Source organism: Streptomyces sp. ASQP_92 (assembly GCF_025399895.1).
In the GTDB taxonomy this organism is placed as follows: domain Bacteria; phylum Actinomycetota; class Actinomycetes; order Streptomycetales; family Streptomycetaceae; genus Streptomyces.
The window spans coordinates 18,374-40,499 of sequence record NZ_JAODUA010000017.1 but is presented as its reverse complement, the minus strand read 5'-3'; the positions used below and the strand labels follow the sequence as shown (position 1 = coordinate 40,499).

At 73.3% G+C, this 22,126-nt stretch carries 22 protein-coding genes; 13 read left to right on the top strand and 9 right to left on the bottom strand.

What is annotated here, in order from left to right:
• Positions 1–160: 160 nt before the first annotated feature.
• Positions 161–1,165, top strand: coding sequence for a fibronectin type III domain-containing protein (locus N4G70_RS28545; protein WP_261715623.1), 1,005 nt, complete (start codon positions 161–163; stop codon positions 1,163–1,165).
• Between the two features lie 37 nt (positions 1,166–1,202).
• Here N4G70_RS28545 and N4G70_RS28540 read toward each other — a convergent pair whose 3' ends face one another.
• Positions 1,203–2,405 carry an FAD-dependent monooxygenase gene (locus N4G70_RS28540; RefSeq protein WP_261715622.1) on the bottom strand — a complete coding sequence of 401 codons (1,203 nt, stop codon included), beginning with the start codon at positions 2,403–2,405 and terminating at the stop codon, positions 1,203–1,205.
• 136 nt (positions 2,406–2,541) lie between these two features.
• On the opposite strand from N4G70_RS28540, the gene N4G70_RS28535 reads away from it, so the two are divergent.
• Both N4G70_RS28535 and N4G70_RS28530 read left to right on the top strand, forming a co-directional pair.
• A complete protein-coding gene (locus tag N4G70_RS28535; protein ID WP_261715621.1) occupies positions 2,542–2,787 on the top strand; it encodes a hypothetical protein in 246 nt (81 codons plus the stop codon).
• Positions 2,784–4,481, top strand: coding sequence for a YfcC family protein (locus tag N4G70_RS28530; protein ID WP_261715620.1), 1,698 nt, complete (start codon positions 2,784–2,786; stop codon positions 4,479–4,481). Before N4G70_RS28535 ends, N4G70_RS28530 begins: the two co-directional genes overlap by 4 nt.
• Positions 4,482–4,543: 62 nt before the next feature.
• On the opposite strand, the gene aceB is transcribed toward N4G70_RS28530, so the two are convergent.
• Both aceB and N4G70_RS28520 read right to left on the bottom strand, forming a co-directional pair.
• Complete coding sequence (aceB, locus tag N4G70_RS28525; protein ID WP_261715619.1) at positions 4,544–6,172, bottom strand: malate synthase A; 1,629 nt, start codon at positions 6,170–6,172, stop codon at positions 4,544–4,546.
• Between the two features lie 264 nt (positions 6,173–6,436).
• Complete coding sequence (locus N4G70_RS28520) at positions 6,437–7,063, bottom strand: NTP transferase domain-containing protein (RefSeq protein ID WP_261715618.1); 627 nt, start codon at positions 7,061–7,063, stop codon at positions 6,437–6,439.
• A 153-nt stretch (positions 7,064–7,216) separates the two neighbouring features.
• On the opposite strand from N4G70_RS28520, the gene N4G70_RS28515 reads away from it, so the two are divergent.
• Positions 7,217–7,534 (top strand): DUF5955 family protein, encoded by a 318-nt coding sequence (locus N4G70_RS28515; RefSeq protein ID WP_261715617.1) that lies wholly within the window; start codon positions 7,217–7,219, stop codon positions 7,532–7,534.
• 50 nt (positions 7,535–7,584) lie between these two features.
• On the opposite strand, the gene N4G70_RS28510 is transcribed toward N4G70_RS28515, so the two are convergent.
• A complete protein-coding gene (locus N4G70_RS28510; protein WP_261715616.1) occupies positions 7,585–9,078 on the bottom strand; it encodes a PLP-dependent aminotransferase family protein in 1,494 nt (497 codons plus the stop codon).
• Between the two features lie 116 nt (positions 9,079–9,194).
• Here N4G70_RS28510 and N4G70_RS28505 point away from each other — a divergent pair, with 116 nt between their 5' ends.
• Positions 9,195–9,323 (top strand): hypothetical protein, encoded by a 129-nt coding sequence (locus tag N4G70_RS28505; protein ID WP_261715615.1) that lies wholly within the window; start codon positions 9,195–9,197, stop codon positions 9,321–9,323.
• Positions 9,324–9,398: 75 nt separating this feature from the next.
• On the opposite strand, the gene N4G70_RS28500 is transcribed toward N4G70_RS28505, so the two are convergent.
• Together N4G70_RS28500 and N4G70_RS28495 are read right to left on the bottom strand one after the other, a co-directional pair.
• A complete protein-coding gene (locus N4G70_RS28500; RefSeq protein ID WP_261715614.1) occupies positions 9,399–10,040 on the bottom strand; it encodes a response regulator transcription factor in 642 nt (213 codons plus the stop codon).
• Positions 10,037–11,218 carry a sensor histidine kinase gene (locus N4G70_RS28495; protein WP_261715613.1) on the bottom strand — a complete coding sequence of 394 codons (1,182 nt, stop codon included), beginning with the start codon at positions 11,216–11,218 and terminating at the stop codon, positions 10,037–10,039. The genes N4G70_RS28500 and N4G70_RS28495 overlap by 4 nt, the downstream gene beginning before the upstream one ends.
• A 133-nt stretch (positions 11,219–11,351) precedes the next feature.
• Between N4G70_RS28495 and N4G70_RS28490 the strand changes: the two genes are divergently transcribed.
• Positions 11,352–12,395: an ABC transporter permease gene (locus N4G70_RS28490; RefSeq protein ID WP_261715612.1), complete on the top strand. Its 1,044-nt coding sequence runs from the start codon at positions 11,352–11,354 to the stop codon at positions 12,393–12,395.
• Positions 12,392–13,087, top strand: a complete 696-nt coding sequence (locus N4G70_RS28485) for an ABC transporter ATP-binding protein (RefSeq protein ID WP_261715611.1) — start codon at positions 12,392–12,394, stop codon at positions 13,085–13,087. Before N4G70_RS28490 ends, N4G70_RS28485 begins: the two co-directional genes overlap by 4 nt.
• 132 nt (positions 13,088–13,219) lie before the next feature.
• Here the strand turns inward: N4G70_RS28485 and N4G70_RS28480 are convergent, their stop codons facing one another.
• A complete protein-coding gene (locus N4G70_RS28480; protein ID WP_261715610.1) occupies positions 13,220–14,023 on the bottom strand; it encodes an IclR family transcriptional regulator in 804 nt (267 codons plus the stop codon).
• 313 nt (positions 14,024–14,336) lie between these two features.
• On the opposite strand from N4G70_RS28480, the gene allB reads away from it, so the two are divergent.
• Together allB and alc are read left to right on the top strand one after the other, a co-directional pair.
• Positions 14,337–15,674: an allantoinase AllB gene (allB, locus tag N4G70_RS28475; protein ID WP_261715609.1), complete on the top strand. Its 1,338-nt coding sequence runs from the start codon at positions 14,337–14,339 to the stop codon at positions 15,672–15,674.
• 4 nt (positions 15,675–15,678) lie between these two features.
• Positions 15,679–16,794, top strand: coding sequence for an allantoicase (alc, locus tag N4G70_RS28470; protein ID WP_261715608.1), 1,116 nt, complete (start codon positions 15,679–15,681; stop codon positions 16,792–16,794).
• Between the two features lie 161 nt (positions 16,795–16,955).
• Here the strand turns inward: alc and N4G70_RS28465 are convergent, their stop codons facing one another.
• The gene (locus tag N4G70_RS28465) at positions 16,956–17,696 is read right to left on the bottom strand and encodes an SDR family NAD(P)-dependent oxidoreductase (protein ID WP_261715607.1); all 741 of its coding nucleotides are present in this window, start codon (positions 17,694–17,696) and stop codon (positions 16,956–16,958) included.
• Between the two features lie 188 nt (positions 17,697–17,884).
• Here N4G70_RS28465 and N4G70_RS28460 point away from each other — a divergent pair, with 188 nt between their 5' ends.
• Both N4G70_RS28460 and N4G70_RS28455 read left to right on the top strand, forming a co-directional pair.
• Entirely contained in the window at positions 17,885–18,700 is an 816-nt protein-coding gene (locus N4G70_RS28460; protein ID WP_261715606.1) for an AIM24 family protein, read from the top strand.
• Positions 18,701–18,871: 171 nt separating this feature from the next.
• Positions 18,872–19,825, top strand: a complete 954-nt coding sequence (locus N4G70_RS28455) for a DMT family transporter (RefSeq protein WP_261715605.1) — start codon at positions 18,872–18,874, stop codon at positions 19,823–19,825.
• Here the strand turns inward: N4G70_RS28455 and N4G70_RS28450 are convergent.
• Positions 19,766–20,062 (bottom strand): hypothetical protein, encoded by a 297-nt coding sequence (locus tag N4G70_RS28450; protein ID WP_315904299.1) that lies wholly within the window; start codon positions 20,060–20,062, stop codon positions 19,766–19,768. The two genes, N4G70_RS28455 and N4G70_RS28450, sit on opposite strands and share 60 nt — an antisense overlap.
• Before the next feature lie 146 nt (positions 20,063–20,208).
• On the opposite strand from N4G70_RS28450, the gene N4G70_RS28445 reads away from it, so the two are divergent.
• Together N4G70_RS28445 and N4G70_RS28440 are read left to right on the top strand one after the other, a co-directional pair.
• The gene (locus N4G70_RS28445; protein ID WP_261715604.1) at positions 20,209–21,432 is read left to right on the top strand and encodes a sensor histidine kinase; all 1,224 of its coding nucleotides are present in this window, start codon (positions 20,209–20,211) and stop codon (positions 21,430–21,432) included.
• Positions 21,429–22,112, top strand: coding sequence for a response regulator transcription factor (locus tag N4G70_RS28440; RefSeq protein WP_261715603.1), 684 nt, complete (start codon positions 21,429–21,431; stop codon positions 22,110–22,112). Before N4G70_RS28445 ends, N4G70_RS28440 begins: the two co-directional genes overlap by 4 nt.
• Positions 22,113–22,126 lie beyond the last annotated feature (14 nt).

Genomic DNA, 22,126 nt, shown 5'->3' with positions numbered 1-22,126 from the left:
AGGAGTGACCGGGCGCGTGACGAAAACTCATCGGGGCCCGGCTTCGGTCCGCACTCTTGCCGTGTCCGTGTCAGGCGTGGCATACAGGTCTGGACCTTTTCTGTCGGTGGCGGGCGGGCGCGTCCACGCTCCGCGCCCTGAAGACCGGGGGTGGACCGTCATGCGCCGCCGTCGCACCAGCCGTCCGGCCGGGGCCCTCGCCCCGCCCCGCGCCCCGCTCGCCGCCTCCCTCGTCGCCCTGCTGCTCACCGCCTGCGGCGGGGCCGACGACCGGGACCGGCACAGCCCGACGGTGCCCGCTGCCGTCACCGCCCAGGCGAGCAGCGCCACGTCCGTGCACGTCATGTGGCGGCCCGCCACCGACGACAGGGCCGTCACCGGCTATGAGGTCCTGCGTGACGGGACCACGGCCAAGACGGTCCCGGCCGACCTGAGCATGATCGACATCGGCGGGCTCACCGCCTCGACCTCCTACCGCTTCACCGTGCGGGCCCGCGACGCCGCCGGAAACCTCTCGGCCCCCAGCGCCCCCGCCGCCGTCACCACCCCGGCCGCGACCCCCGACGACAAGCGCCCGCCGACGGCCCCGCAGCACCTCACCGGCCACGCGGACGGCACCGGTGCCGCGAATCTGAGCTGGGGCCGCGCCGTCGACGACGTGGGTGTGACGGCGTACGACGTCTACCAGGAGGGGACCCGGATCCACAGCGTCGGCGGCGCCGGCACCTCGGCGCGGCTGACCGGGCTGCGGCCCGGCACCGTCTACACCTTCACCGTGCGGGCCAGGGACGCGGCCGACAACGCCTCACCCGACAGCGACGCCGTGGACGTCACCACGGCCGCCGCGCCCGGCGCTCCCCCCAGCACCGCCCCCACACGGCTGAGGGCCGGCGCCGCCCGGGCTTCGTCCGGGGGCGGCACGGACATCACCCTGCGCTGGGTGCCGCCGCGCACGGGCGGGGTGATCGGGGCCTACCAGCTCTTCCTCGACGGCGCCCCGACGACGACGATCGTGCCCGGTGTCCCGTCGCCCGAAGGCCTGACCTCGTACACCTTCACCGTCACCGATCCGCCCGGCACGCGCTACAGCGTGAAGCTCCGGGCGAGGCTGCCGGACGGCACCTGGGGCGACTTCTCGGCCCAGCCGACCGTGGTCGTCCCGTGAGGTCCCGACCACGCCACCGCCCCGGTACGGCGTGGCACTAGGAGATCCGGCGGCCGCCGAACGTGCCCGAGCCGTCCGCCTGTTGCCAGTGCGAGTCCAGCGCGTTCTGGTCCATCGCGCTCCAGTCGGGGGTCTGCTGGACGAGGCCGAGCCCCAGGGTGCGGCCGAGCTCGACCATGCCGCGTCCGACGGGTGAGCGCTCCGCGTCATAGGCGGCCAGCGCCTCGGGCCAGCTCGTGGCCGAGGCCAGCGCGGACTCCAGGGCGGTGGCGTCCTGGAGGGCCTTCACGGCCCCTCCGCCGGTGTGCGGGCGGGCCACCGTCGCGGCGTCCCCGGTCAGCACCAGGCGTCCGGACGCGTACCGGGGTGCGGTGAAGTCGTACATCGGCTGGACGAAGAGTTCACCCGGCTCGGTGAGATGCATCAACTGGCCCCAGAAAGGCGCCAGTTGGGTGTCCGCGATCTCCAGGGCGCGGTCGCGCAGCGCGTCGGTGAGGGTGCCGGGCGGCAGGGAGGTGGGGGAGTCGAGGGGGAGGCCGTGACCGGAGGGCGGGGCCGAGTAGAGCACCCAGTTGACGCGCCGGCCGCCCCGGCCGTCGGGGATGCGGTAGATGACCGCGTGCCCGCCCGGGAAGACGGCGTACACACAGTCCTCCACCGGCCAGCGACCGGCGTCGGGCAGCCGCTCGACGGGGAAGGAGCCGCGCCAGGCGAGGTAGCCCGCGTACTGGGGCCGCACCTCGGGGCAGGCGGCCGCGCGGACCGTCGAGCGGTAGCCGTCGGCGCCCACGACGATGTCGAATCGCTCCGCGCCTCCGTCGGCCGTCGTCAACTCCACACCGGGGCCGTCGAGTTCGAGGCGCTCGACGATCGCCCCGGCCCGGAAGTCCACCGACGCCGGTACGCGCTCGCGCAGTTCACGCCAGAGCGGGCCCCAGTTGTACGTGCGGAACGGGAACGGCAGCGTCCCGACGAGCCGGCCCATCGGCTCCGCGCCGTCGCGAACGTACCAGCAGCGCCGGTTCAGTTGGAGCCAGGGCATCGACGGGTCCAGGAACGCGCGCGCCTCCAGTTCGGCGTAGCGGGCGTTGTGCATCGCGAGCCCCACCCCGCGGTCGGCGAGCTGTTCCGACGCCCGCTCGAACACCGTGATCTCCTCCGCGCCCCCGCGGTACGCGGCCAGTGCCGAAGCACACCCCGCGATGCTGCCGCCCACAACGGCGACTCGTCCTCCACGCATCCCCCATGCCCCCACTTCGCCGGCCGTACGGAGTGCCGGGCCCGGCCCGGCGAACGCCCCCCGCGGGATTCTCGCAGAGGGTGGCCCGGCGGGGTACGACATGCGAGGGGGTGCGGGGCATGATCCATTGGGTCCCATGGACGCGGACCAGGACCTGCCCTCGACAGTCGACGCGCCGCCGGACGGGGTGCCGGCGGCCCCGCAGCGGTGGGCCGCCACCTCCTCGGCGGTGCGCCCGACGCGCCGGTTCGAGGGGGAGGCCGGGGCAGGGCTCGCCCATCCGGAGGCATCGTGTCCGCCGGAGATGCCGCTCACCCGCACGGCGGGCGGCTCCGGACCCGGGTCCGGGGGCCGCGCGGCCCCGGCCGGGAGCGGCACATGACGACGCCCTCCCCGCCGGAGCCGGGCGGGCGCGCGCCCGAGGGTGCGGGAGGGGGACCGCCCTCTCAGGGCCCGCCGTCGCAAGCCCCGCCCTCTCAAGCCCCCCCGCCTCAACTCCCCCCGCCCGAGCCGCCGTTCGAGGAACCGGCAGCGGGCAAGGGAGCGGGTCTGCGCTTCCCGAGCGCGCTGACGATCCTCGCGATCGTCACGCTGGCCGTGTGGGTCCTGGCGTTCGTCATCCCCTCCGGCGCCTACGACCGCACCGCCGACGGGGCGCCCCTCCAGGGCACCTACCACCGCGTCGACAGCGGCCAGAGCTTCGTGGACCGCCTCAACGACCTCTTCCTCTCCCCGGTGAACGGCCTGTACGGCATCCAGGACGCGAAGTCGGGCCGGGTCGGGCCCGCGCTGGCCGGCGAACTGTACGGCAGCGCCGGGGTGTTCCTCTTCGTGCTCGCCATCGGCGCGTTCATCACCGTGGTGTTCGCGACCGGGGCGCTCGACCGGGGAATCGGCCTCCTGGCCCACCGCCTCCGCGAGCGCGGCGCGCTGCTGATCGCGGGCGTGATGACGGTCTTCTCCGTACTCGGCACGGTGGAGGGCTTCGCCGAGGAGACCCTGGGCTTCTACGGTCTGATCGTTCCGCTGATGCTGGCACTCGGCTACGACCGCCTCGTCGCGACCGGCACGATCATCGTGGGCGCGGGCATCGGCGTGCTGTGCTCGACGGTCAACCCCTTCGCCACGGGCGTGGCCTCGTCGGCCGCCGACATCTCCCTGGGTGACGGCATCGTGCTGCGCTTCGTGATGTGGCTGGTCCTGACGGCGGTGTCGATCCTGTACGTGGTCCGCTACGGGCGGCGTGTCCAGCGGGACCCGTCGAAATCCCTGACCGGCTTCCTGCCGGGGGACCGGGAGCCGGCGGCCGGCGCGGAGTACGGGGAGGCGGCCGGCGCGGAGTACGGGGAGGCGGCGGCGGCCGGCGCGGGCGGCGGGCCGCCGGAGCTGACCCGCACCCACAAGCTGGTCCTGACCCTGCTCACCCTCGTCTTCGCCTTCATGATCTTCTCCGTGGTGCCCTGGTCCAGCGCCCTGACGGGCCGGGCCGACGCCACCCCGTACGGCTGGGAACTGGGCTGGTCCTTCCCGCAGTTGGCGGCCCTGTTCCTGGTGGCGGCGGTGCTCGTGGGCGTCGCGGCCCGGCTCGGCGAGGCCGCCCTGAGCGCCACGGTCATCCAGGGCGCGGGGGACTTCATCTCCCCGGCCCTGGTCATCGTGCTCGCCCGGGGTGTCACGGTGATCATGAACAACTCGGGGATCACGGACACCGTGCTGCACTCGATCGAGGGCGTCGTGAAGGGTGCCCCGTCCGCCCTGTTCGCCGTGATCGTCTTCGTGGTGAACCTGCCGCTTGCCTTCCTGATCCCCTCGACCTCGGGTCATGCGACGCTCGCGATGCCGATCCTGGCCCCGCTCGCCGATTTCGCGGGCGTCCCGCGCGCGGTGGTGGTGACCGCGTGGCAGGCCGCCAGCGGCTGGATGAACCTGTGGGTGCCGACCACCGCCGTCACCATCGGCGGCGTGGCCCTGGCGAAGGTCGGATACAACAAGTACCTCCGCTTCGTGGCCCCGCTGCTCGCCATCCTCGCCGTACTGATCTGCGCGTTCGTGGCGGTGGGTGCGGCCTTGACGTGACAACGGCTCCGCCCCCGGTGCTGTGCGGTACCGGGGGCGGAGCCAGGGGTCAACTGCCGTGCTCAGCCGACCAGTTGCTCATATGCGGGCAGTGTCAGGAAGTCGGCGTAGTCGGCGTCGAGGGAGACCTTCAGCAGAAGGTCGTGGGCCTGCTGCCACTTCCCGGCCGCGAAGGCCTCCTCGCCGATCTCCGCGCGGATCGCGGCGAGTTCCTCTTCCGCGACCTTGCGGGCGAGGTCGGCCGTGGCCCGCAGGGGCGTCCCGTCGTGCTCGAAGACGACACCCGCGTTGATCCACTGCCAGATCTGCGAGCGCGAGATCTCGGCGGTGGCCGCGTCCTCCATGAGGTTGAAGATGGCGACCGCGCCGAGGCCGCGCAGCCACGCCTCGATGTAGCGGATGCCGACCTGCACGGCGGAGACCAGGCCCTCGTAGGTGGGCTTGGCGTCGAGCGAGTCGATGGCGATCAGGTCGCCGGGCGCCACCGAGACGTCCTCGCGCAGCCGGTCCTTCTGGTTCGGCTTGTCGCCGAGCACCGCGTCGAAGGAGGCCATCGCGATCGGGACCAGGTCGGGGTGGGCCACCCACGAGCCGTCGAAGCCGTCGCCCGCCTCGCGGTCCTTGTCGGCCTTGACCTTCTCGAAGGCGACCTTGTTCACCTCGGCGTCACGGCGCGAGGGGATGAACGCGGCCATGCCGCCGATCGCGTGCGCGCCGCGCTTGTGGCAGGTGCGGACGAGCAGTTCGGTGTAGGCGCGCATGAACGGGGCCGTCATCGTGACCGCGTTGCGGTCCGGCAGGACGAACTTCTCCCCGCCGTCGCGGAAGTTCTTCACGATGGAGAAGAGGTAGTCCCAGCGACCCGCGTTGAGCCCGGCCGCGTGGTCCTTCAGCTCGAAGAGGATCTCCTCCATCTCGTACGCCGCCGTGATCGTCTCGATCAGGACGGTGGCGCGGACGGTGCCCTGGGGGATGCCCACATAGTCCTGGGCGAAGACGAAGATGTCGTTCCAGAGGCGGGCCTCCAGGTACGACTCCGTCTTGGGGAGATAGAAGTACGGGCCCTTGCCGAGGTCGATCAGGCGCTGGGCGTTGTGGAAGAAGTAGAGGCCGAAGTCGACGAGCGCGCCCGGCACCGGGCGGCCGTCGAACTGGAGGTGGCGCTCCTCCAGGTGCCAGCCGCGCGGCCGCATGACGACGGTCGCGAGCTGGTCGGCGTCCTTCAGGGCGTAGGACTTGCCCGACTTCGCGTCGGTGAAGTCGATGCGACGCTCATAGGCGTCGATGAGGTTGAGCTGGCCGAGGACGACGTTCTCCCAGGTGGGAGCCGAGGCGTCCTCGAAGTCGGCGAGCCAGACCCTGGCGCCCGAGTTCAGGGCGTTGATGGTCATCTTGCGGTCGGTCGGCCCGGTGATCTCCACGCGGCGGTCGTTCAGCGCGGCCGGGGCCGGGGCGACCTTCCAGTCGCCCGCGCGGATCTCGGCCGTCTCGGGGCGGAAGTCCAGCGTGGAGGTGCGGGCGATTTCGGCGCGGCGGTCCCGGCGGCGGGTGAGGAGCTCGTCACGGCGGGCCGTGAAGTTCCGGTGCAGCTCGGCCACGAAGGCGAGGGCCGCGTCGGTGAGTACCTCCTCCTGCCGCGGCAGGGGCTCGGCATCGACGATGGCCAGCGGGGACGGCGCTGGTGCGGACATGAGCTGTCACTCCTTCGCGGGGGTGCCCTGACGGCCGCCGGGTCGCCATGCATGGCACTCAGTGCCAGGGCTCCGAGGTACGACTGTGGGCGCCGGTTGATCTGACGGGCGCTTCTGAACAGTGGATACTAGTTTCCTCATGGTGGAAGTTCAATGGTTTGTTGATGTCGAGATTCTCCGGGTCGAGGGACCATGGCGCTGAGTGCCACCACGTTCACTCCGTGTTTTCCGCGGCCCTGGCCCGGCTTCCTGTCTACTCCAGATCTACTGGAGGCGGACCAGATCCGCCTCCGTGTCGATGTCATAGGGCTCGGCCACGTCGCCGCACTCGATGAGTTCGATCTCCCCCTCGTGGGCCTTGAGGTACGTACGGGCGCCCCGGTCGCCCGTCGCGCCCGCCGCGATGTCCGCCCAGCGCCGGGCCCCGAACAGCACCGGATGGCCGCGCTCGCCGTCGTAGGAGGCCGCCGCAAGGGAATCGTCCGAACGGTGGGCGGCCAGCACCCGGGCCACCGCCTCGGCGCCGATGCCGGGCTGGTCGACGAGCGAGACCAGCGCCGCCCGGTCCCCGCCGCCAACTCCCCGCTCCGACGCGACCAGCGCCTCCAGGCCGGCCCGCAGCGAGGAGCCCATGCCCTGCTCCCAGTCCGGATTGTCGACCAGCACGCAGCCCGCCAGGTCCGCGCGGGCCCGTACCTCGTCGGCTGCCGCGCCGAGCACCACGTACACCGTGGCGCAGCCGCCCTCGCGCAGGACCCGGACCGCGTTCTCGACGAGCGGGCGGCCCCGGTGCGAAAGGAGGGCCTTGGGGCGGCCGCCCAGCCGGCGGCCGCCGCCCGCCGCGAGCAGCACCCCCGTGACCTGCGCCGCGTGTGTCGTTCGTTGCGTCATGGCCCCAGATATACCCAACGCTCGGTTCGAATTCCGTCCACGCAGTGGCGCACGACACACTGCATGGCGTTAACTGACCCGCGCATCCCGGCAGTTGACCTTTGCTGCGGGGCTGAGAACACCTGCACAAGGACGTGCGTTGGGGGAGGACTTTTGTTGCGAGGCGTGGAGCAGAGGGCCGTGACCAGCAGTGGCGAGGACCCCAGAGTGAGCGAACTGCGGACGGCAGTCTCCCGGCTGCGCCGTGAGCTGGCCGGTCATCCGGCGGAGTTTCCCGACCGGGCCGTCGCCGAGGACGAGCTGGCGGCGCTGGACGCGATGGCCCTCAGTGGCATCCCCGAGGTGCCGCGGCTGCGCCGCTCGCTGCTGCTGATCGCGGGCTCGATCGGCTCCGTCAGCGCGCTGGCGGCCGCGGTGACGGACGTGCGCAAGGCGGTCGAGTTATTCGGCGGTCCGCCGGCTCGGTACTGATCGACGGGCCGGAGCCCGCGCGGGTGAACTCCCCTGATGCGCAAGGGAGTTCACGCCACCCAGTGCGGGCGGTTCTGTCCGGCCGTGCCCGTGACGGCGGGCAGGCCCGCGTCCAGGGTCGCGGCCAGCCGCCGCACCGCCTCGTCCGCCACCTCCGGCTCGTGGACGTAGGGGAGGCGCAGCCGGTGCTCATGGGTGCCGGGGTCGGCGGCGAAGCGGGAGCCCGGTTGGAGGTTCACCCCGTGGGCCAGCGCCGCCTGGGCGAGCGCGCCCGCGATCGGGCGGCCGAGGTCGACCCAGAGGCTGAGCCCGCCGGCCGGGGACTGCCAGTGCCACTCCGGCAGATGGCGGCTCAGCGAGTCGGCCAGCGCGTCGCGCCGCTCGCGCAGCAGCGGCAGCCGCCTGCTCAGTACGTCGTCCATGCCCGGCAGCAGCGTCTTGGCCAGTACCTGGTCGACGAGCGAGGGCGCCAGATCCACGTGGATGCGCAGCGCGGCCAGCTCATGGACGAGCCGGGAGCCCGCCCGCACCCAGCCGATGCGCAGGCCGCCCCAGTGGGTCTTGCTGAGCGAGCCGACCGTCACGATCTGCTCCGACTCGCCCTGGTGGGCGAGGGACACGAACGGCGCCGGGGCCGGGCCCTGAAGTGACATCTCGGCCATGGTCTCGTCGATGAGCAGCCAGGTGCCGGTGGCCCGGACCGCCCGCAGCAGCCGGGACCGCTGCTCGGTGCTCATCAGCGCGCCGGTCGGATTCTGGAAGTCGGGGATGAGATAGGCCAGGCGCGGCGCGGTCTGGCGCAGGGTGCATTCCAGGAGCTCGATGTCCCAGCCGTCCTCGGTCACCGGTACGGGCGTAATCCGCAGGCCGGCGTGGCGCACCGCGTCCAGGGCGTTGGGGTACGAGGGGCTCTCGACGAGCGCCCGGTCGCCGGGGCGGCCAAGGAGGTTCACCACCAGGGAGACGGCGGACTGGGCGCCCGTGGTGATCAGGATCTGCTCCGGCAGCGTGGGGAGACCGCGCCGGGTGTAGCGCTCGGCGACGGCGGCACGCAGCTCCGGCAGGCCGAGCGGGTGGTAGCCGTTGGTGGCGGCGTGGCAGGCCAGTTCCGGGCCGGCCAGCTCGAACGCGGCCGCCAGCTCCGCGGCCGGGGCGCTCGGCGCGGCCATCGCGAGGTCGATGACGCCGTCGGGCGCCTGGTAGCGGGCCACACTCGCCGGCGCCGTGCCCTCGGGGAGCGTGGTCCAGGTGCCCGAGCCGCGCCGGCTCAGCGCGTGCCCGCCGTCGCGCAGGAGGTCGTAGGCGGCCGTGATGGTGGCCCGGCTGACCTCCAGGGCGGTGGCCAGCTCCCGCTCGGCTGGCAGTCGGGTGTGCAGCGGGATGCGGCCGTCGAGCAGCAGGGTGCGCACCCCCTGGGCGAGGGCGCGATAGCCGGGGTGGGGGCCCGTCAGAGCGGTGACCTGCCCCGCGAGCTGGCGGCTGCCGAGCGTCCGCGCGGTGGCGCTCACGGTGTCCACGGACCGGACCACTCGCATACCTGCCATACCAACCTCCGGGAATTGGCCATGCCGTCCAGGCCAATCAGCGTACAGACTTCCGTCCTGTCAGCACATTGGCCCGGAAGAAGTGGCCAAGTGGCAGTCGAGATGGGGGAGTTGTCATGGAACGCGATGTGATGGTCACGGACCGGTTCGAGCGGGAGATGCAGCGCCGGCGCGAGCAGTCCCCGCGCGGACTCACGCTCTTCTGGCTCCGCGCCCGGCGGCAGCGCAAGGAGCGCACACGCTGAACGAAGGGTCCGCCCCGCGGCACGCCGGGGCGGCCGGGGGCCGGCCGGGCGGGCGTGACGTCCTCTCGGGCGGGCTCAGCCGGGGTGGCGGATCAGACGGCGCGCGCTCGCGGCGGCGACCGCCGCCGTGCGCGAGTCGACCCCCAACTTGGCGTAGATGTGCACCAGGTGGGACTTGACGGTGGCCTGGCTCAGGAACAACTCCTTGCTGATCCGCTGGTTGGAGAGCCCGTCACCGACGAGCTGGAGCACCTCCAGCTCGCGCCGCGTCAACGCCTCGGCCGGGGTGCGCATCCGGTCCATCAGCCGGTGCGCGACGGCCGGGGCGAGCGCCGACTGGCCCGAGGCCGCGGTGCGTACCGCCGCCGCCAGCTCCTCGGGCGGGGCGTCCTTGAGCAGATAGCCGGCCGCGCCGGCCTCCACCGCCGCGAGGATGTCCGCGTCCGTGTCGTACGTCGTCAGGACCAGGACCCGGGGCGCTCCCGGCCGCGCCGTGATCGCCGCGGTCGCCTCAGCGCCGTGCATCCCGGACCCGAACTGGAGGTCCATCAGGACCACGTCGTACGCGCCCGGGGCGGCCAGCTCCACCGCGCGCTCGGCGGTCGCGGCCTCCCCGGTCACCGCGAAGTCGGGCTCGGTGTCGAGGACCGCGCGCAGTCCGGCCCGCACGATCGGGTGGTCGTCGGCGAGCAGCAGCCGGATCGGCGCCGCGTTCACCGGGCACCCGCCACGGGCAGCGGCAGCGTGATGGCGACGGCCGTGCCCTGGCCGGGCGCCGACTCCACGCTCAGCGTGCCGCCGAGCGAGGTGGCCCGCGAACGCATCGCGCGAAGGCCGAAGCCGCTGGTCTCCTTCGGCCGTTGCCCGGCCGGGTCGAAGCCGCGTCCGTCGTCGACGACGTCCAGGGCGACCGAGGTGTCCATGAAGCTGAGGGTGATCTCGGCCCGGCCGGCCGCCGCGTGCTGCACCGTATTGGCGAGCGCCGACTGCGCGATGCGCAGCAGCGCCACCTCGTAGGGCGTGGGCAGCTCGACCGGGGTGCCGCTCACGCCGAACTGCACGACGGGGCCCGGTGCCGCCGCGCACAGACGCTCCAGGGTGCCCGACAGCGAGCCGTGTTCCAGGTCGGGCGGGGTGAGGGCCTTCACGAAGCGGCGGGCCTCGGCGAGGTTGTCCTGGGCGGCGCGCCTCGCCTGCTCCACGTGGACGCGGGCCGGATCGCCGGCGGGCAGCGCGCGCTCGGCGGCGCGCAGCAGCAACTGGATCGAGGAGAGGCCCTGGGCGAGGGTGTCGTGGATCTCGCGGGCGAGCCGCTCGCGCTCGGCGAGCGTCCCGGCCGTCCGCTCGGCCTCGGCGAGCTCGGCCCGCGTCGTCACCAGCTCGTCGATGAGCTCACGGCGCCGCTCGCTCTCCCGGTACAGCGCGTCGTAGCCGAGCACGGTCGCCACCGCGACCGCCGCGCCGAGCAGCGGCCCTATGAACGCGCCCGGCGTGACCCGCTGCCCGTGCAGCACGAAACTCGCGATGGCCGCGCCGGCCGTACCCGCGACGGCGGGCAGCGCCCAGCGCAGCGTGAGCAGGTGGAGCAGCAGGAAGTAGAGGGGGAAGGCGGCCCACAGCGCGTCGGAGGAGACCACGAGCAGCGCCAGCCAGATGGCGCCGAGCGCCCCCAGCCAGAGGGCGGCCGCCGGGGTGCGCGGCCGCACCGCGCTCAGCGCCACGCCCCCCGCGTACACCGCGGCCATGAGGACGGCCAGCGCCACGACCGCCCCGGCGCGCGCCGCGCCGTCGCCGGCGGCCCGCACCGCGGCCAGCGCGAGCAGCCCGCCGAGCAGCGCGTGCAGACACAGGCGCAGCAGGGCGGTGACGGGGGTGGGGGGCCGGGCGGAATCCATGGGCTTCCAGCGTACGGGCCGGGTGGGCGACCCCGGTCAACCGAAAGTTTGATGTGCGGCTGCACCCTTCGATGCGGCGGCGCATGCCCGCGCGCGATGCGCGGGCGGCCCCCGCCTCGCCAGGCTTGCACCCATGTTCGTCGCATGGAGAGACCTCCGGTTCGCCAAGGGCCGGTTCGCGCTGATGGGTACGGTCGTGGTGCTCATCACCCTGCTGGTGGGGCTGCTTTCCGGGCTCACCGCCGGGCTGGCCAGGGACAACACCTCGGCCGTGAGCGCGCTGCCCGCCGACCGGCTGGCCTTCGCCGCACCGCCCTCGGGACAGTCGGTGTCGTTCACCAACTCCGTTGTCCCGAGCGCCACTTGGCGCCAGTGGCAGCGGGCGCCCGGGGTGCGCGAGGCCCAGCCGCTCGGGGTGTCCACGCTCAACGCCAAGGCGGGCGGGCGCACGGCCGCGGTGTCCGCGTTCGCGGTCCCGGCCGGCTCGGACCTCGCCCCCTCGACGATCCGTGCCGGATCCGTCGTCCTGTCCCGGGGCGCGGCCGAGGACCTGGACGCCAGGGCGGGCGACACCCTGACGCTGGGCGGTCACCCGCTGCGTGTGACGGCGGTGGCGGGCGCGGACTCCTACAGCCACACCCCCGTGGTGTGGACGGCGCTCGCCGACGACGCGCCCGCCACCGTGGTCGCGCTCACCCTCGACGCCGGCGCGGACCTCGCCGCCACCGACCGACGGCTCGCCACGCGGAGCCTGACGCTCTCGGACGCCCTGTCGGCGCTGCCCTCCTACCAGGCCGAGAACGGTTCGCTCCAGCTGATGCGCGGCTTCCTCTTCGCCATCTCGGCGCTGGTGGTCGGCGCGTTCTTCACGGTGTGGACGATCCAGCGCAGCGGCGACATCGCCGTACTGAAGGCGCTCGGCGCCTCGACGCCCTACCTCCTGAAGGACGCGCTCGGGCAGGCGGTCGTGATGCTCACGCTGGGCACCCTGCTCGGCACCGGGCTCGCCTCGCTGGCCGGGGCCCTCATCGGCGGCGCGGTGCCCTTCGTGCTCGATCCCTCCACGACGCTCGGGCCGGCCGCGGTCCTCGTCGTGCTCGGCGTGATCGGCGCCGCCCTGTCCATCCGGCGCATCACCGCCGTCGACCCGCTGACCGCGCTCGGGAGTGCCCGATGACCGCCTCCACCCTCCTCCTCGACGACATCACCCTGACCTACCCCGACGGCGAGGGCCGCCTCACCGCCCTCGACGGGGTCTGCCTCGCGGTCGACGCCGGTACGGTGACGGCCTGCGTCGGCCCCTCGGGCTCCGGCAAGTCCAGCCTGCTCGCGGTCGCCGCGACCCTGGTGACCCCGGACAGCGGCCGCGTGGTGGTGGCCGGGACCGACACGGCGGACCTCGGACCCGCCGAGAAGGCGGCGCTGCGCCGCACCCGGCTCGGCATCGTCTTCCAGCAGCCCAACCTGCTGCCCTCGCTCACCGCCGCCGAGCAGCTCCAGGTGATGGCCCACCTCGCGGGCCGCCGGCCCCGCGCGGCCCAGGCGCACGCCCTGGAACTCCTGGCCGCCGTAGGCCTCGCGGACCAGGCCCACCGCCGCCCCCACCAGCTCTCCGGGGGTCAGCGCCAGCGGGTCAACATCGCCCGCGCCCTGATGAACGAGCCCGCCGTGCTCCTGGTCGACGAGCCCACCAGCGCCCTCGACCACGAGCGGGGCGCCGCCATACTCGACCTGCTGCTCACCCTCACCCGCGACCGCGGCACGGCCACCGTCCTGGTCACCCACGACCGCGCCCATCTGGAGCGGATGGACGCCGTGGTGACCATGACCGACGGACGTCTGAGCACGGCACGCGCGGCGACGGGCTGAGTCACCGGGCCGCCGGGCCCCGACACACGGGCCCGGGGCCGCCAAGCGTCCGACACACGAAACCCCGGCGGTGGCGTACACCTCCGGGGTTTTCGGGTGCCGGGACGGCGGGCGGCGCGGCCCGCCCCCGGATCAGGTCTGGGCGCCCGTGTTGGCGAGCGCCGTCGAGAGCTCCTGGGCGATGCCCTGGAGGATCGGGACGATCCGGTCGGTGGCCGCCTCGGTGACCCGGCCGGCCGGTCCCGAGATCGAAATGGCCGCCGCGGTGGGGGAGTTGGGCACCGACACCGCGAGGCAGCGGACCCCTATCTCCTGCTCGTTGTCGTCGACCGCGTACCCGGCGCGCCGCACCTGCTCCAGCGCGTCGAGGAAACCGTCCGCCGTGGTGATCGTCTTCTCCGTCGCGGCCGGCATGCCGGTGCGGGCCAGCAGCGCGCGGACCTCCTCCGGCGGGGTGTGCGCGAGCAGCGCCTTGCCCACGCCCGTGGAGTGCGGCAGCACCCGGCGGCCGACCTCGGTGAACATCCGCATGGAGTGCTTGGACGGCACCTGCGCCACGTACACGATCTCGTCGCCGTCGAGGAGCGCCATGTTCGCGGTCTCGCCGGTCTCCTCGACCAGGCGGGTCAGATACGGCCGCGCCCAGGTGCCAAGGAGCCGGGCCGCCGACTCGCCGAGCCGGATCAGACGGGGGCCGAGCGCATAGCGCCGGTTGGCCTGCTGGCGGACGTAGCCACAGGCCACGAGCGTCCGCATCAGGCGGTGGATGGTCGGAAGGGGGAGGCCGCTGCTCGCGGAGAGCTCGCTGAGGCCGACCTCGCCTCCCGCGTCGGCCATCCGCTCCAGGAGATCGAAGGCGCGCTCAAGTGACTGGACGCCTCCGCCGGCGGAGGAGGACTTGGAGGCGTCGGTGGTGCTGGCGCTTGACGTCGGCACGGCGCGTTCCTTTCGATGCTGGCAGGCGAAGCAGCAGACTATCGGGCGGTTGTCCGTCCTACCCTGGACAGGTGCGGTGTCCTTGCCGGTCAGAGCGGGTTTGTCCGTTCGCCGGGGGCGCCCCGTGGCGATAACTACATTCTGCTTGGCGAAATCCTAATTCCATTCTGTGGAAACCTCCAAGACTCGCGTCCGTGTCGGCCCTCACTCCACGGGGACCCTTGACGGTTTCGCCGGCCGACGCGCAAACTCCTTCAACAGATCGTTGAATTTCGGTGTACGGAAAAGATTTCGCTGGGAAGTGAGGGCTCGGGTGTCCGAGGTCAACCTGGTACTGCGCTCGACGCGCGTCATCACCCCCGAGGGGACGCGCCCGGCGACGGTCGCCGTCGCCGACGGGAAGATCGCGGCCGTACTGCCGTACGAGGCCGAGGTCCCGGCCGGTGCCCGCCTGGAGGACCTCGGCGACGACGTGCTGCTGCCCGGCATCGTCGACACCCATGTGCATGTGAACGACCCCGGCCGCACCGAGTGGGAGGGCTTTTGGACCGCCACCCGCGCGGCCGCCGCCGGAGGCATCACCACCCTCGTCGACATGCCGCTCAACTCGCTGCCGCCGACCACCACGGTCGAGAACCTGCGGATCAAGCGGGAGGTCGCGGCGAGCAAGGCGCACATCGACACCGGCTTCTGGGGCGGCGCGCTGCCCGACAACGTCAAGGACCTGGCGCCGCTGCACGAGGCCGGGGTCTTCGGCTTCAAGGCGTTCCTCTCGCCGTCGGGCGTCGAGGAGTTCCCCGAGCTGGACTCCCAGCAACTGGAGCGCTCACTGGCCGAGATCGCCGGGTTCGACGGGCTGATGATCATCCACGCCGAGGACCCGCACGAGCTGGACGCGGCCCCGCACCTGACCGGCCCCAAGTACGCCGACTACCTGGCGACCCGGCCGCGCGTCTCGGAGAACACCGCGATCGAGGGCCTCATCGCCGCCGCCAAGCGCATCGGCGCCCGGGTGCACATCCTGCACCTGTCCTCCTCGGACGCGCTGCCCGTGATCGCCGCCGCCAAGCGCGAGGGCGTACGCCTGACCGTCGAGACCTGCCCGCACTACCTCACCCTGACCGCCGAGGAAGTCCCGGACGGGGCAAGCGAGTTCAAGTGCTGCCCGCCCATCCGTGAGGCCGCCAACCAGGACCTGCTGTGGGCGGCGCTCGCCGACGGCACCATCGACTGCGTCGTCACCGACCACTCGCCGTCCACCATCGACCTCAAGACCGACGACTTCGCGACCGCCTGGGGCGGCATCTCCGGTCTCCAGCTCAGCCTGCCCGCCGTCTGGACCGAGGCCCGCAAGCGCGGCCACTGTCTCGAGGACGTGGTCCGCTGGATGTCGACCGCGACCGCGAACCTCGTCGGGCTCACCCAGAAGGGCGCCATCGAGGCCGGCCGCGACGCCGACTTCGCGGTCCTCGCCCCCGACGAGACCTTCACCGTGGACCCGGCCGAACTCCAGCACCGCAACCGCGTCACCGCCTACGCGGGCAAGACGCTGCACGGTGTCGTCAAGTCGACGTGGCTGCGCGGCGAGCGCATCCAGCACGACGGCGTCATCGCCGAGCCCACCGGCCGCCTGCTCGAAAGGAACAACTGACACCGTGAGCACCCTGCCCTCCTTCACCGGTGACGCCAGCCCGTTCGGCGGCGGCGACCCGTACGCGGACTACCGCAGCGCGGACTTCTCCTTCACCCAGTACGTCGACCTCGCCGACCGGCGCCTGGGTGCGGGGGTGATCGCCGCGAACGACGAGTTCTTCGCCGAGCGCGAGAACCTGCTCAAGCCCGAGCCCGCCGAGTTCGACCCCGAGCACTTCGGGCACAAGGGCAAGATCATGGACGGCTGGGAGACCCGGCGGCGCCGCGGCGTCTCGGCCGCCCAGCCGCACCCCACCGACGAGGACCACGACTGGGCGCTCATCCGCCTGGGCGCGCCCGGCGTGGTGCGCGGCATCGTCGTCGACACCGCCCACTTCCGCGGCAACTACCCGCAGGCCGTCTCGGTCGAGGCCACCTCGGTGCCCGGCTCCCCCTCCCCGCAGGAGCTGCTCGCCCCGGACGTGAAGTGGACAACTCTCGTACCCCGTACGGCGGTTGGCGGCCACGCGGCCAACGGCTTCACGGTGGACGTGGAGCAGCGCTTCACGCATCTGCGGCTCAACCAGCACCCGGACGGCGGCGTGGCCCGCCTTCGCGTGTACGGCGAGGTCGCCCCCGACCCGCGCTGGCTGACCGCGCTCGGCACCTTCGACCTCGCGGCCCTGGAGAACGGCGGCCAGGTCGAGGACGCCTCCGACCGCTTCTACTCCCCCGCCACCAACACCATCCAGCCGGGCCGCTCCCGCAAGATGGACGACGGCTGGGAGACCCGGCGCCGCCGCGACAAGGGCAACGACTGGATCCGCTACCAGCTGGCCGGGCAGTCCGAGATACGCGCGGTCGAGATCGACACGGCGTACCTCAAGGGCAACTCGGCGGGCTGGGCGGCGCTTTCGGTCCGCGACGGCGAGTCGGGCCAGTGGAGCGAGGTGCTGCCGCGCACGCGACTGCAACCCGACACCAACCACCGCTTCGTCCTGGACGCCCCCGCCGTGGGCACCCACGTACGGATCGACATCTTCCCCGACGGCGGCATCTCGCGGCTGCGCCTGTTCGGCTCCCTGACGGCCGAGGGCGCGGCACGCCTGACCGCCCGCCACCAGGAACTGGGCGGCTGACCGCCAGGCACCGGGAACCGGGCGGCTCCGGCCGCTCCACCGCGGGAACCGGGCGCCCGAGCGCTCCGTTCCCCCCACAGCAGGGCGGCACGACACCCGCCCGCCGCGCGAGGCACCCCGACCCGACAGCACCGGGGTGCCTCGCGCTCCCACGCGTCGCGCTAGGCCGCGAAACCGCCGTCCACGGCGAACTCCGCGCCGGTCACATACGCGGCGTCCTCACTCGCCAGATACGCCACCATCGACGCGACCTCGCCGGCCGACCCGTACCGCCCGAGCGCGGTCATCGCGCTCTGGCCCGCCGCGGTGGGGCCGTCCCCCGGGTTCATGTCGGTGTCGATGGGCCCGGGGTGGATGAGCGTGGCGTTGATGCCCCGCTCCCCGAGCTCGCGCGCCAGCGCCTTCGTCAGCCCGATGAGGGCCGACTTGCTCAGCGCGTACAGCGTGCCGCCGGGGCCGGGCACCCGCTGCGCGATGCAGGAGCCGATCGTGATGATCCGGCCGCCCCGCTCCATGCGGGCCGCCGCTGCCTGGGCGGTGAGGAAGGCGCCGCGCACGTTCACCGAGAGCACCCGGTCCACATCGTCCGCGGTGAGCTCGTCGAGCGGGGCGAGCACCCCCACGCCCGCGTTGTTGACCAGGATGTCCAGGCCTCCGAGGGCCTCGGCCGCCCCCGCGACCGAGGCGCCCGCGGCGGCCGGGTCCGCCAGGTCCGCGCGCAGCGCCAGCCCGCGGCGTCCCATCGCCTCGATCTTCGCGACGACCTCGCGGGCCGCGTCCTCCCCCCGCGTGTAGGTGACGGCGACATCGGCGCCCTCCTGGGCGAGCCGCAGCGCGGTGGCCGCGCCTATGCCGCGGCTGCCCCCTGTGACCAGGGCCTTCCTGCCGTTGAGCGAGTCCATGGCGATGCTCCTCTTTCCGAGTCGTGCCCCTCTGGGGCGCTGTGGTTGCGAGTTCAAGCAAAGCCGTCCCGAGGGCGTATCACCGGCGGACATCGGACACCGAGCCCCGAGGGGGCGAGTACCGGAATATGGCACTCCGTGTCGTACCTTGACCCCGGCAAGCACCCCCACGCGTCAGGAGACCGGCCGTGACCCTTCGGCAAGAGATCGTCGGCAACGCCATGCAGATGGCCGTCGTGAACCTCACCCCCGGCCAGACCGTCTACTGCGAGGCCGGCAAGTTCCTCTTCAAGACCGCCAACGTGTCCATGGAGACGCGGCTCTCGGGCCCGGGCCGGGGCGCGAGCGACCAGCAGGGCCAGGGCGGCGGGGGCATGGGCGGCATGCTGCGCCAGGCCATGGGCACCGCGATGCAGGTCGGCCAGCGCGCGCTGGCCGGCGAATCGCTCGCCTTCCAGTACTTCACCTCCACCGGCGGCGAGGGCACGGTCGGTTTCGCGGGGGTGCTGCCCGGCGAGATGCGCGCCCTCGAACTCACCGGAAACCGGGCCTGGTTCGCGGAGAAGGACGCCTTCGTCGCCGCCGAGTCCACCGTCGACTTCGGCATCGCCTTCCAGGGCGGCCGCAGCGGCATGAGCGGCGGCGAGGGCTTCATCCTGGAGAAGTTCACCGGCACCGGCACCGTGATCATCTGCGGTGCGGGCAACTTCATCGACCTCAACCCGGCCGACTTCGGCGGCCGCATCGAGGTCGACACCGGCTGCATCGTCGCCTTCGAGGAGGGCATCCAGTACGGGGTGCAGCGCATCGGCGGCCTCAACCGCCAGGGCCTGATGAACGCGGTCTTCGGCGGCGAGGGCCTCTCGCTCGCCACCCTGGAGGGCAACGGACGCGTCATCCTTCAGTCCCTCACCATCGAAGGCCTGGCCAACGCCCTGAAGAAGGCGCAGGGCGGCGACAAGCAGGGGCCCACGGGCGGGCTCTTCTCGACCCACGCGGGGTGACACCGCCGGCCGGTCCCGGCCCGCCCGCGCACGGAACAACCCGCGCCGGCCGGCCCGCGCCGCCCACGGATCGGGACGGTTCTTCCCGGGCCGACAACGCATCGGTACGGTGATCGTTCCCGTGCGAGCCGCCGACGTCTCCACACCCCCCGTCGTCTGGAGACCGGGCCCGTGTCGTCGCTCGCCGTACCCTCCGCCGGTCTCGCCCCGCGCCGCGCCTGGCTCACCGACCTGCCGGTCCTGCTGGTGGCCGTGGTCTGGGGCGCCTCCTACCTCGCCGCGAAGGACATCACCACCGCGGACACCGTGATCGCCGTCCTGGTGCTGCGCTTCGGGCTCGTCGTGCCGGTCCTGGCCGCCGTCCGATGGCGCGGGCTGCGCGCCCTGACCGCCGCCCAGTGGCGCGGCGGGGGACTGCTCGGCCTCGTCCTCGGGACGATCTTCCTCCTGGAGACCTACGGGGTGGTGCACACCTCGGCCACCAACGCCGGGCTCATCATCAGCCTCACCATGGTCTTCACCCCGCTCGCCGAGACCGCCCTCGCCCGGCCCCGCACCCTCGGCCCCACCGGATCACGGGCGGCCCCCGTCAGGCCGCCGCGCGTCGTGCTCGGTGCGGCCGTCCTCTCCGTGACGGGCGTCGTCCTGCTGACCCAGGGCGGCGGCTTCACCACTCCCTCGGCGGGCGACCTCCTGATGCTGCTCGCCGCCGTCGCCCGTACCGTGCACGTCCTGGTCATGGCCCGCGTCAAGGCCGTCGAAGGCGCCGACCCGCTGTCCCTGACCACCGTCCAACTCGGCGGCGCCGTCGCCGTGTTCGCGCTGCTGACCGCGGTGCCCGGCACGGGCGGGGCGCCCTGGACGGCGGCCGCGGGCTTCGGCGTCCGCGCCTGGGCCGGACTGCTGTTCCTGTCCGTCCTGTGCACCCTGTTCGCGTTCTTCGTGCAGCTGTGGGCGGTCCGCCGCACCTCTGCCTCGCGGGTCAGCCTGCTGCTCGGCACCGAACCCCTGTGGGCCGCGGCCGTCGGTATCGCGCTCGGCGGTGAACGCCTGGGCGCGCTCGGCCTATTGGGCGCCGTCCTGGTCCTCGCGGGCACCGCCTGGGGGCGTCGGGCCGCGGCCTGACGAGGTGCCCCCGCCCCGCTCCGGTGCGCCGAGCACCGACGCGACCCGATCCGAGGCGATGAGCACCGCCGCGCCCGCCACCGCGAGCACGATGCTCGCGAAGATCTCATGGCCCTCCAGTAGGCCGACGCGGTACACCAACGCCCACCGTTCGAACCACCCGGTCCATGTGTGCAGCAGCCCGCCGACGCCTTGAAGCAGCAGCAGCCACCCGGTGACCTCCAGGAATTTCTTCATGTCCCCACCCTGGGCCGACCGGGCCCGGCGCCGCGTCGGCCGTCGGAACACCCTCACCGCGTCCAAAGTCTTCGCCGCCGCGACTTTGGTAGCGAGCCGTGTCCGGCGCGTGCCGCGGAGCCCGCGGGCTGCGTAACTTTGCCGACATGACACGTGCCGGACCCGAGTTCCGCTGGCTGCTGCCCTCGGCGGTGGCCGACCCCGAGCTGCCCGGCGACCGGGCGAGGCCCCGGCGCACCGTACGCGACTGGGTCGTCGACATCTGCGCCTTCCTCGCCGCCGCTCTGATCGGCATGCTCACCGCCGACGCCCTCGACAAGACGCCGGGCTACTCCGACACCCTGCTGCTCGTCGACCAGATGGTGGGCGCCGCCGCCTGTTGCGCGGTGTGGCTGCGGCGCCGGCACCCGGCCGCGCTCGCGGCGGCGCTCGCCGCGGTGTCACTGGTCGCGCCGGTCGCCTCGGGGGCGTTCCTGGTCGCCCTGTTCAGCCTCGCCGTGCACCGGCCCTTCAAGCCCGTCGTGCTCGCGGTCGGCGTCGGCGCCGTGGTCAGCTCGGTCTTCCAGCCCCTTCTGCGCCCCGACCCGACCACGAGCTGGCTCACCAACGCCGTCGCGGGCACCGTGCTGATCCTGCTGGCCATCGGCTGGGGCATGCTCGTACGCTCCCGGCGCCAGCTCGTCGTAGCGCTGCGCGAGCGGGCCGCCCGTGCCGAGGCCGAGGCGGCGCTGCGGGCCGACAACGCACAGCGGCTCGCCCGCGAGGCCATCGCCCGCGAGATGCACGACGTGCTCGCCCACCGGCTCACCCTGCTCTCGGTGCACGCGGGCGCCCTCGAATTCCGCCCCGACGCGCCACCGGCCCAGGTCGCCCGCGCCGCCGGGGTCATCCGGGACAGCGCGCACGAGGCGCTCCAGGACCTGCGGCAGATCATCGGCGTGCTGCGCAGCCCCGGCGAGGGCGCCGACGACCGGCCCCAGCCCACTCTCGCCACCCTCGAGGCGCTCGTCGCCGAATCCCGCGAGGCCGGCATGAAGGTGGCCCTCGACCACCGCGTCCCGGACGCGACCGGCGTCCCCTCCGCCACCGGACGCAACGCCTACCGCATCGCCCAGGAAGCCCTCACCAACGCCCGTAAGCACGCGCCCGGCGCCGAGGTCACCGTCACCGTGACCGGCCGCCCCGGCGAGGGGCTCACCCTGGAGGTCCGCAACGCCCCGCCCCCGGGCCCGGTGCCCGAGGTGCCCGGATCCGGGCAGGGCCTCATCGGCCTCACCGAACGCGCCACCCTGGCCGGCGGGCGGCTCAGCCACGGGCCCGGTCCCGACGGCTCCTTCACGGTGCTGGCCTGGCTACCGTGGCCCGCATGACCATCCGCCTGCTCATCGTCGACGACGACCCCCTGGTCCGCGCCGGACTCACCTTCATGCTCGGCGGCGCCGACGACATCGAGATCGTCGGTGAGGCGGCCGACGGCTCGGGCGTCGCACAACTGGCCCTGGAGCTCCGCCCGGACGTCGTCCTCATGGACATCCGGATGCCGCACGTCGACGGCCTCACCGCCACCGAGACGCTGCGCGCCCGCCCCGACGCGCCCGAGGTGATCGTCCTGACCACCTTCCACGCCGACGAGCAGGTGCTGCGGGCGCTGCGGGCCGGAGCCGCCGGCTTCGTCCTCAAGGACACCCCGCCCGCCGAGATCGTCGCCTCCGTACGCCGGGTGGCCCAGGGCGATCCGGTCCTCTCCCCGGCCGTCATGCGGCAGTTGATGACCCAGGTGTCCGGTGGCGCGGCCGCACCCCGCGATCGTGCGGCCCGCGCCCGCGAGCGTGTCGCGCTGCTCGCCGAGCGCGAACGCGAGGTCGCCGTCGCCGTGGGGCGCGGCCACTCCAACGCCGAGATCTCCGCCCGGCTGTATCTGAGCGTGCCCACCGTGAAGACCCACGTGTCCCGCGTCCTCGCCAAGCTGGGCCTCAACAACCGTGTGCAGATCGCCCTGTTGGTGCACGATGCCGGACTGCTCGACGGGCCGGACGGCGACGTAGGCTGACGGAAGCCGAACGG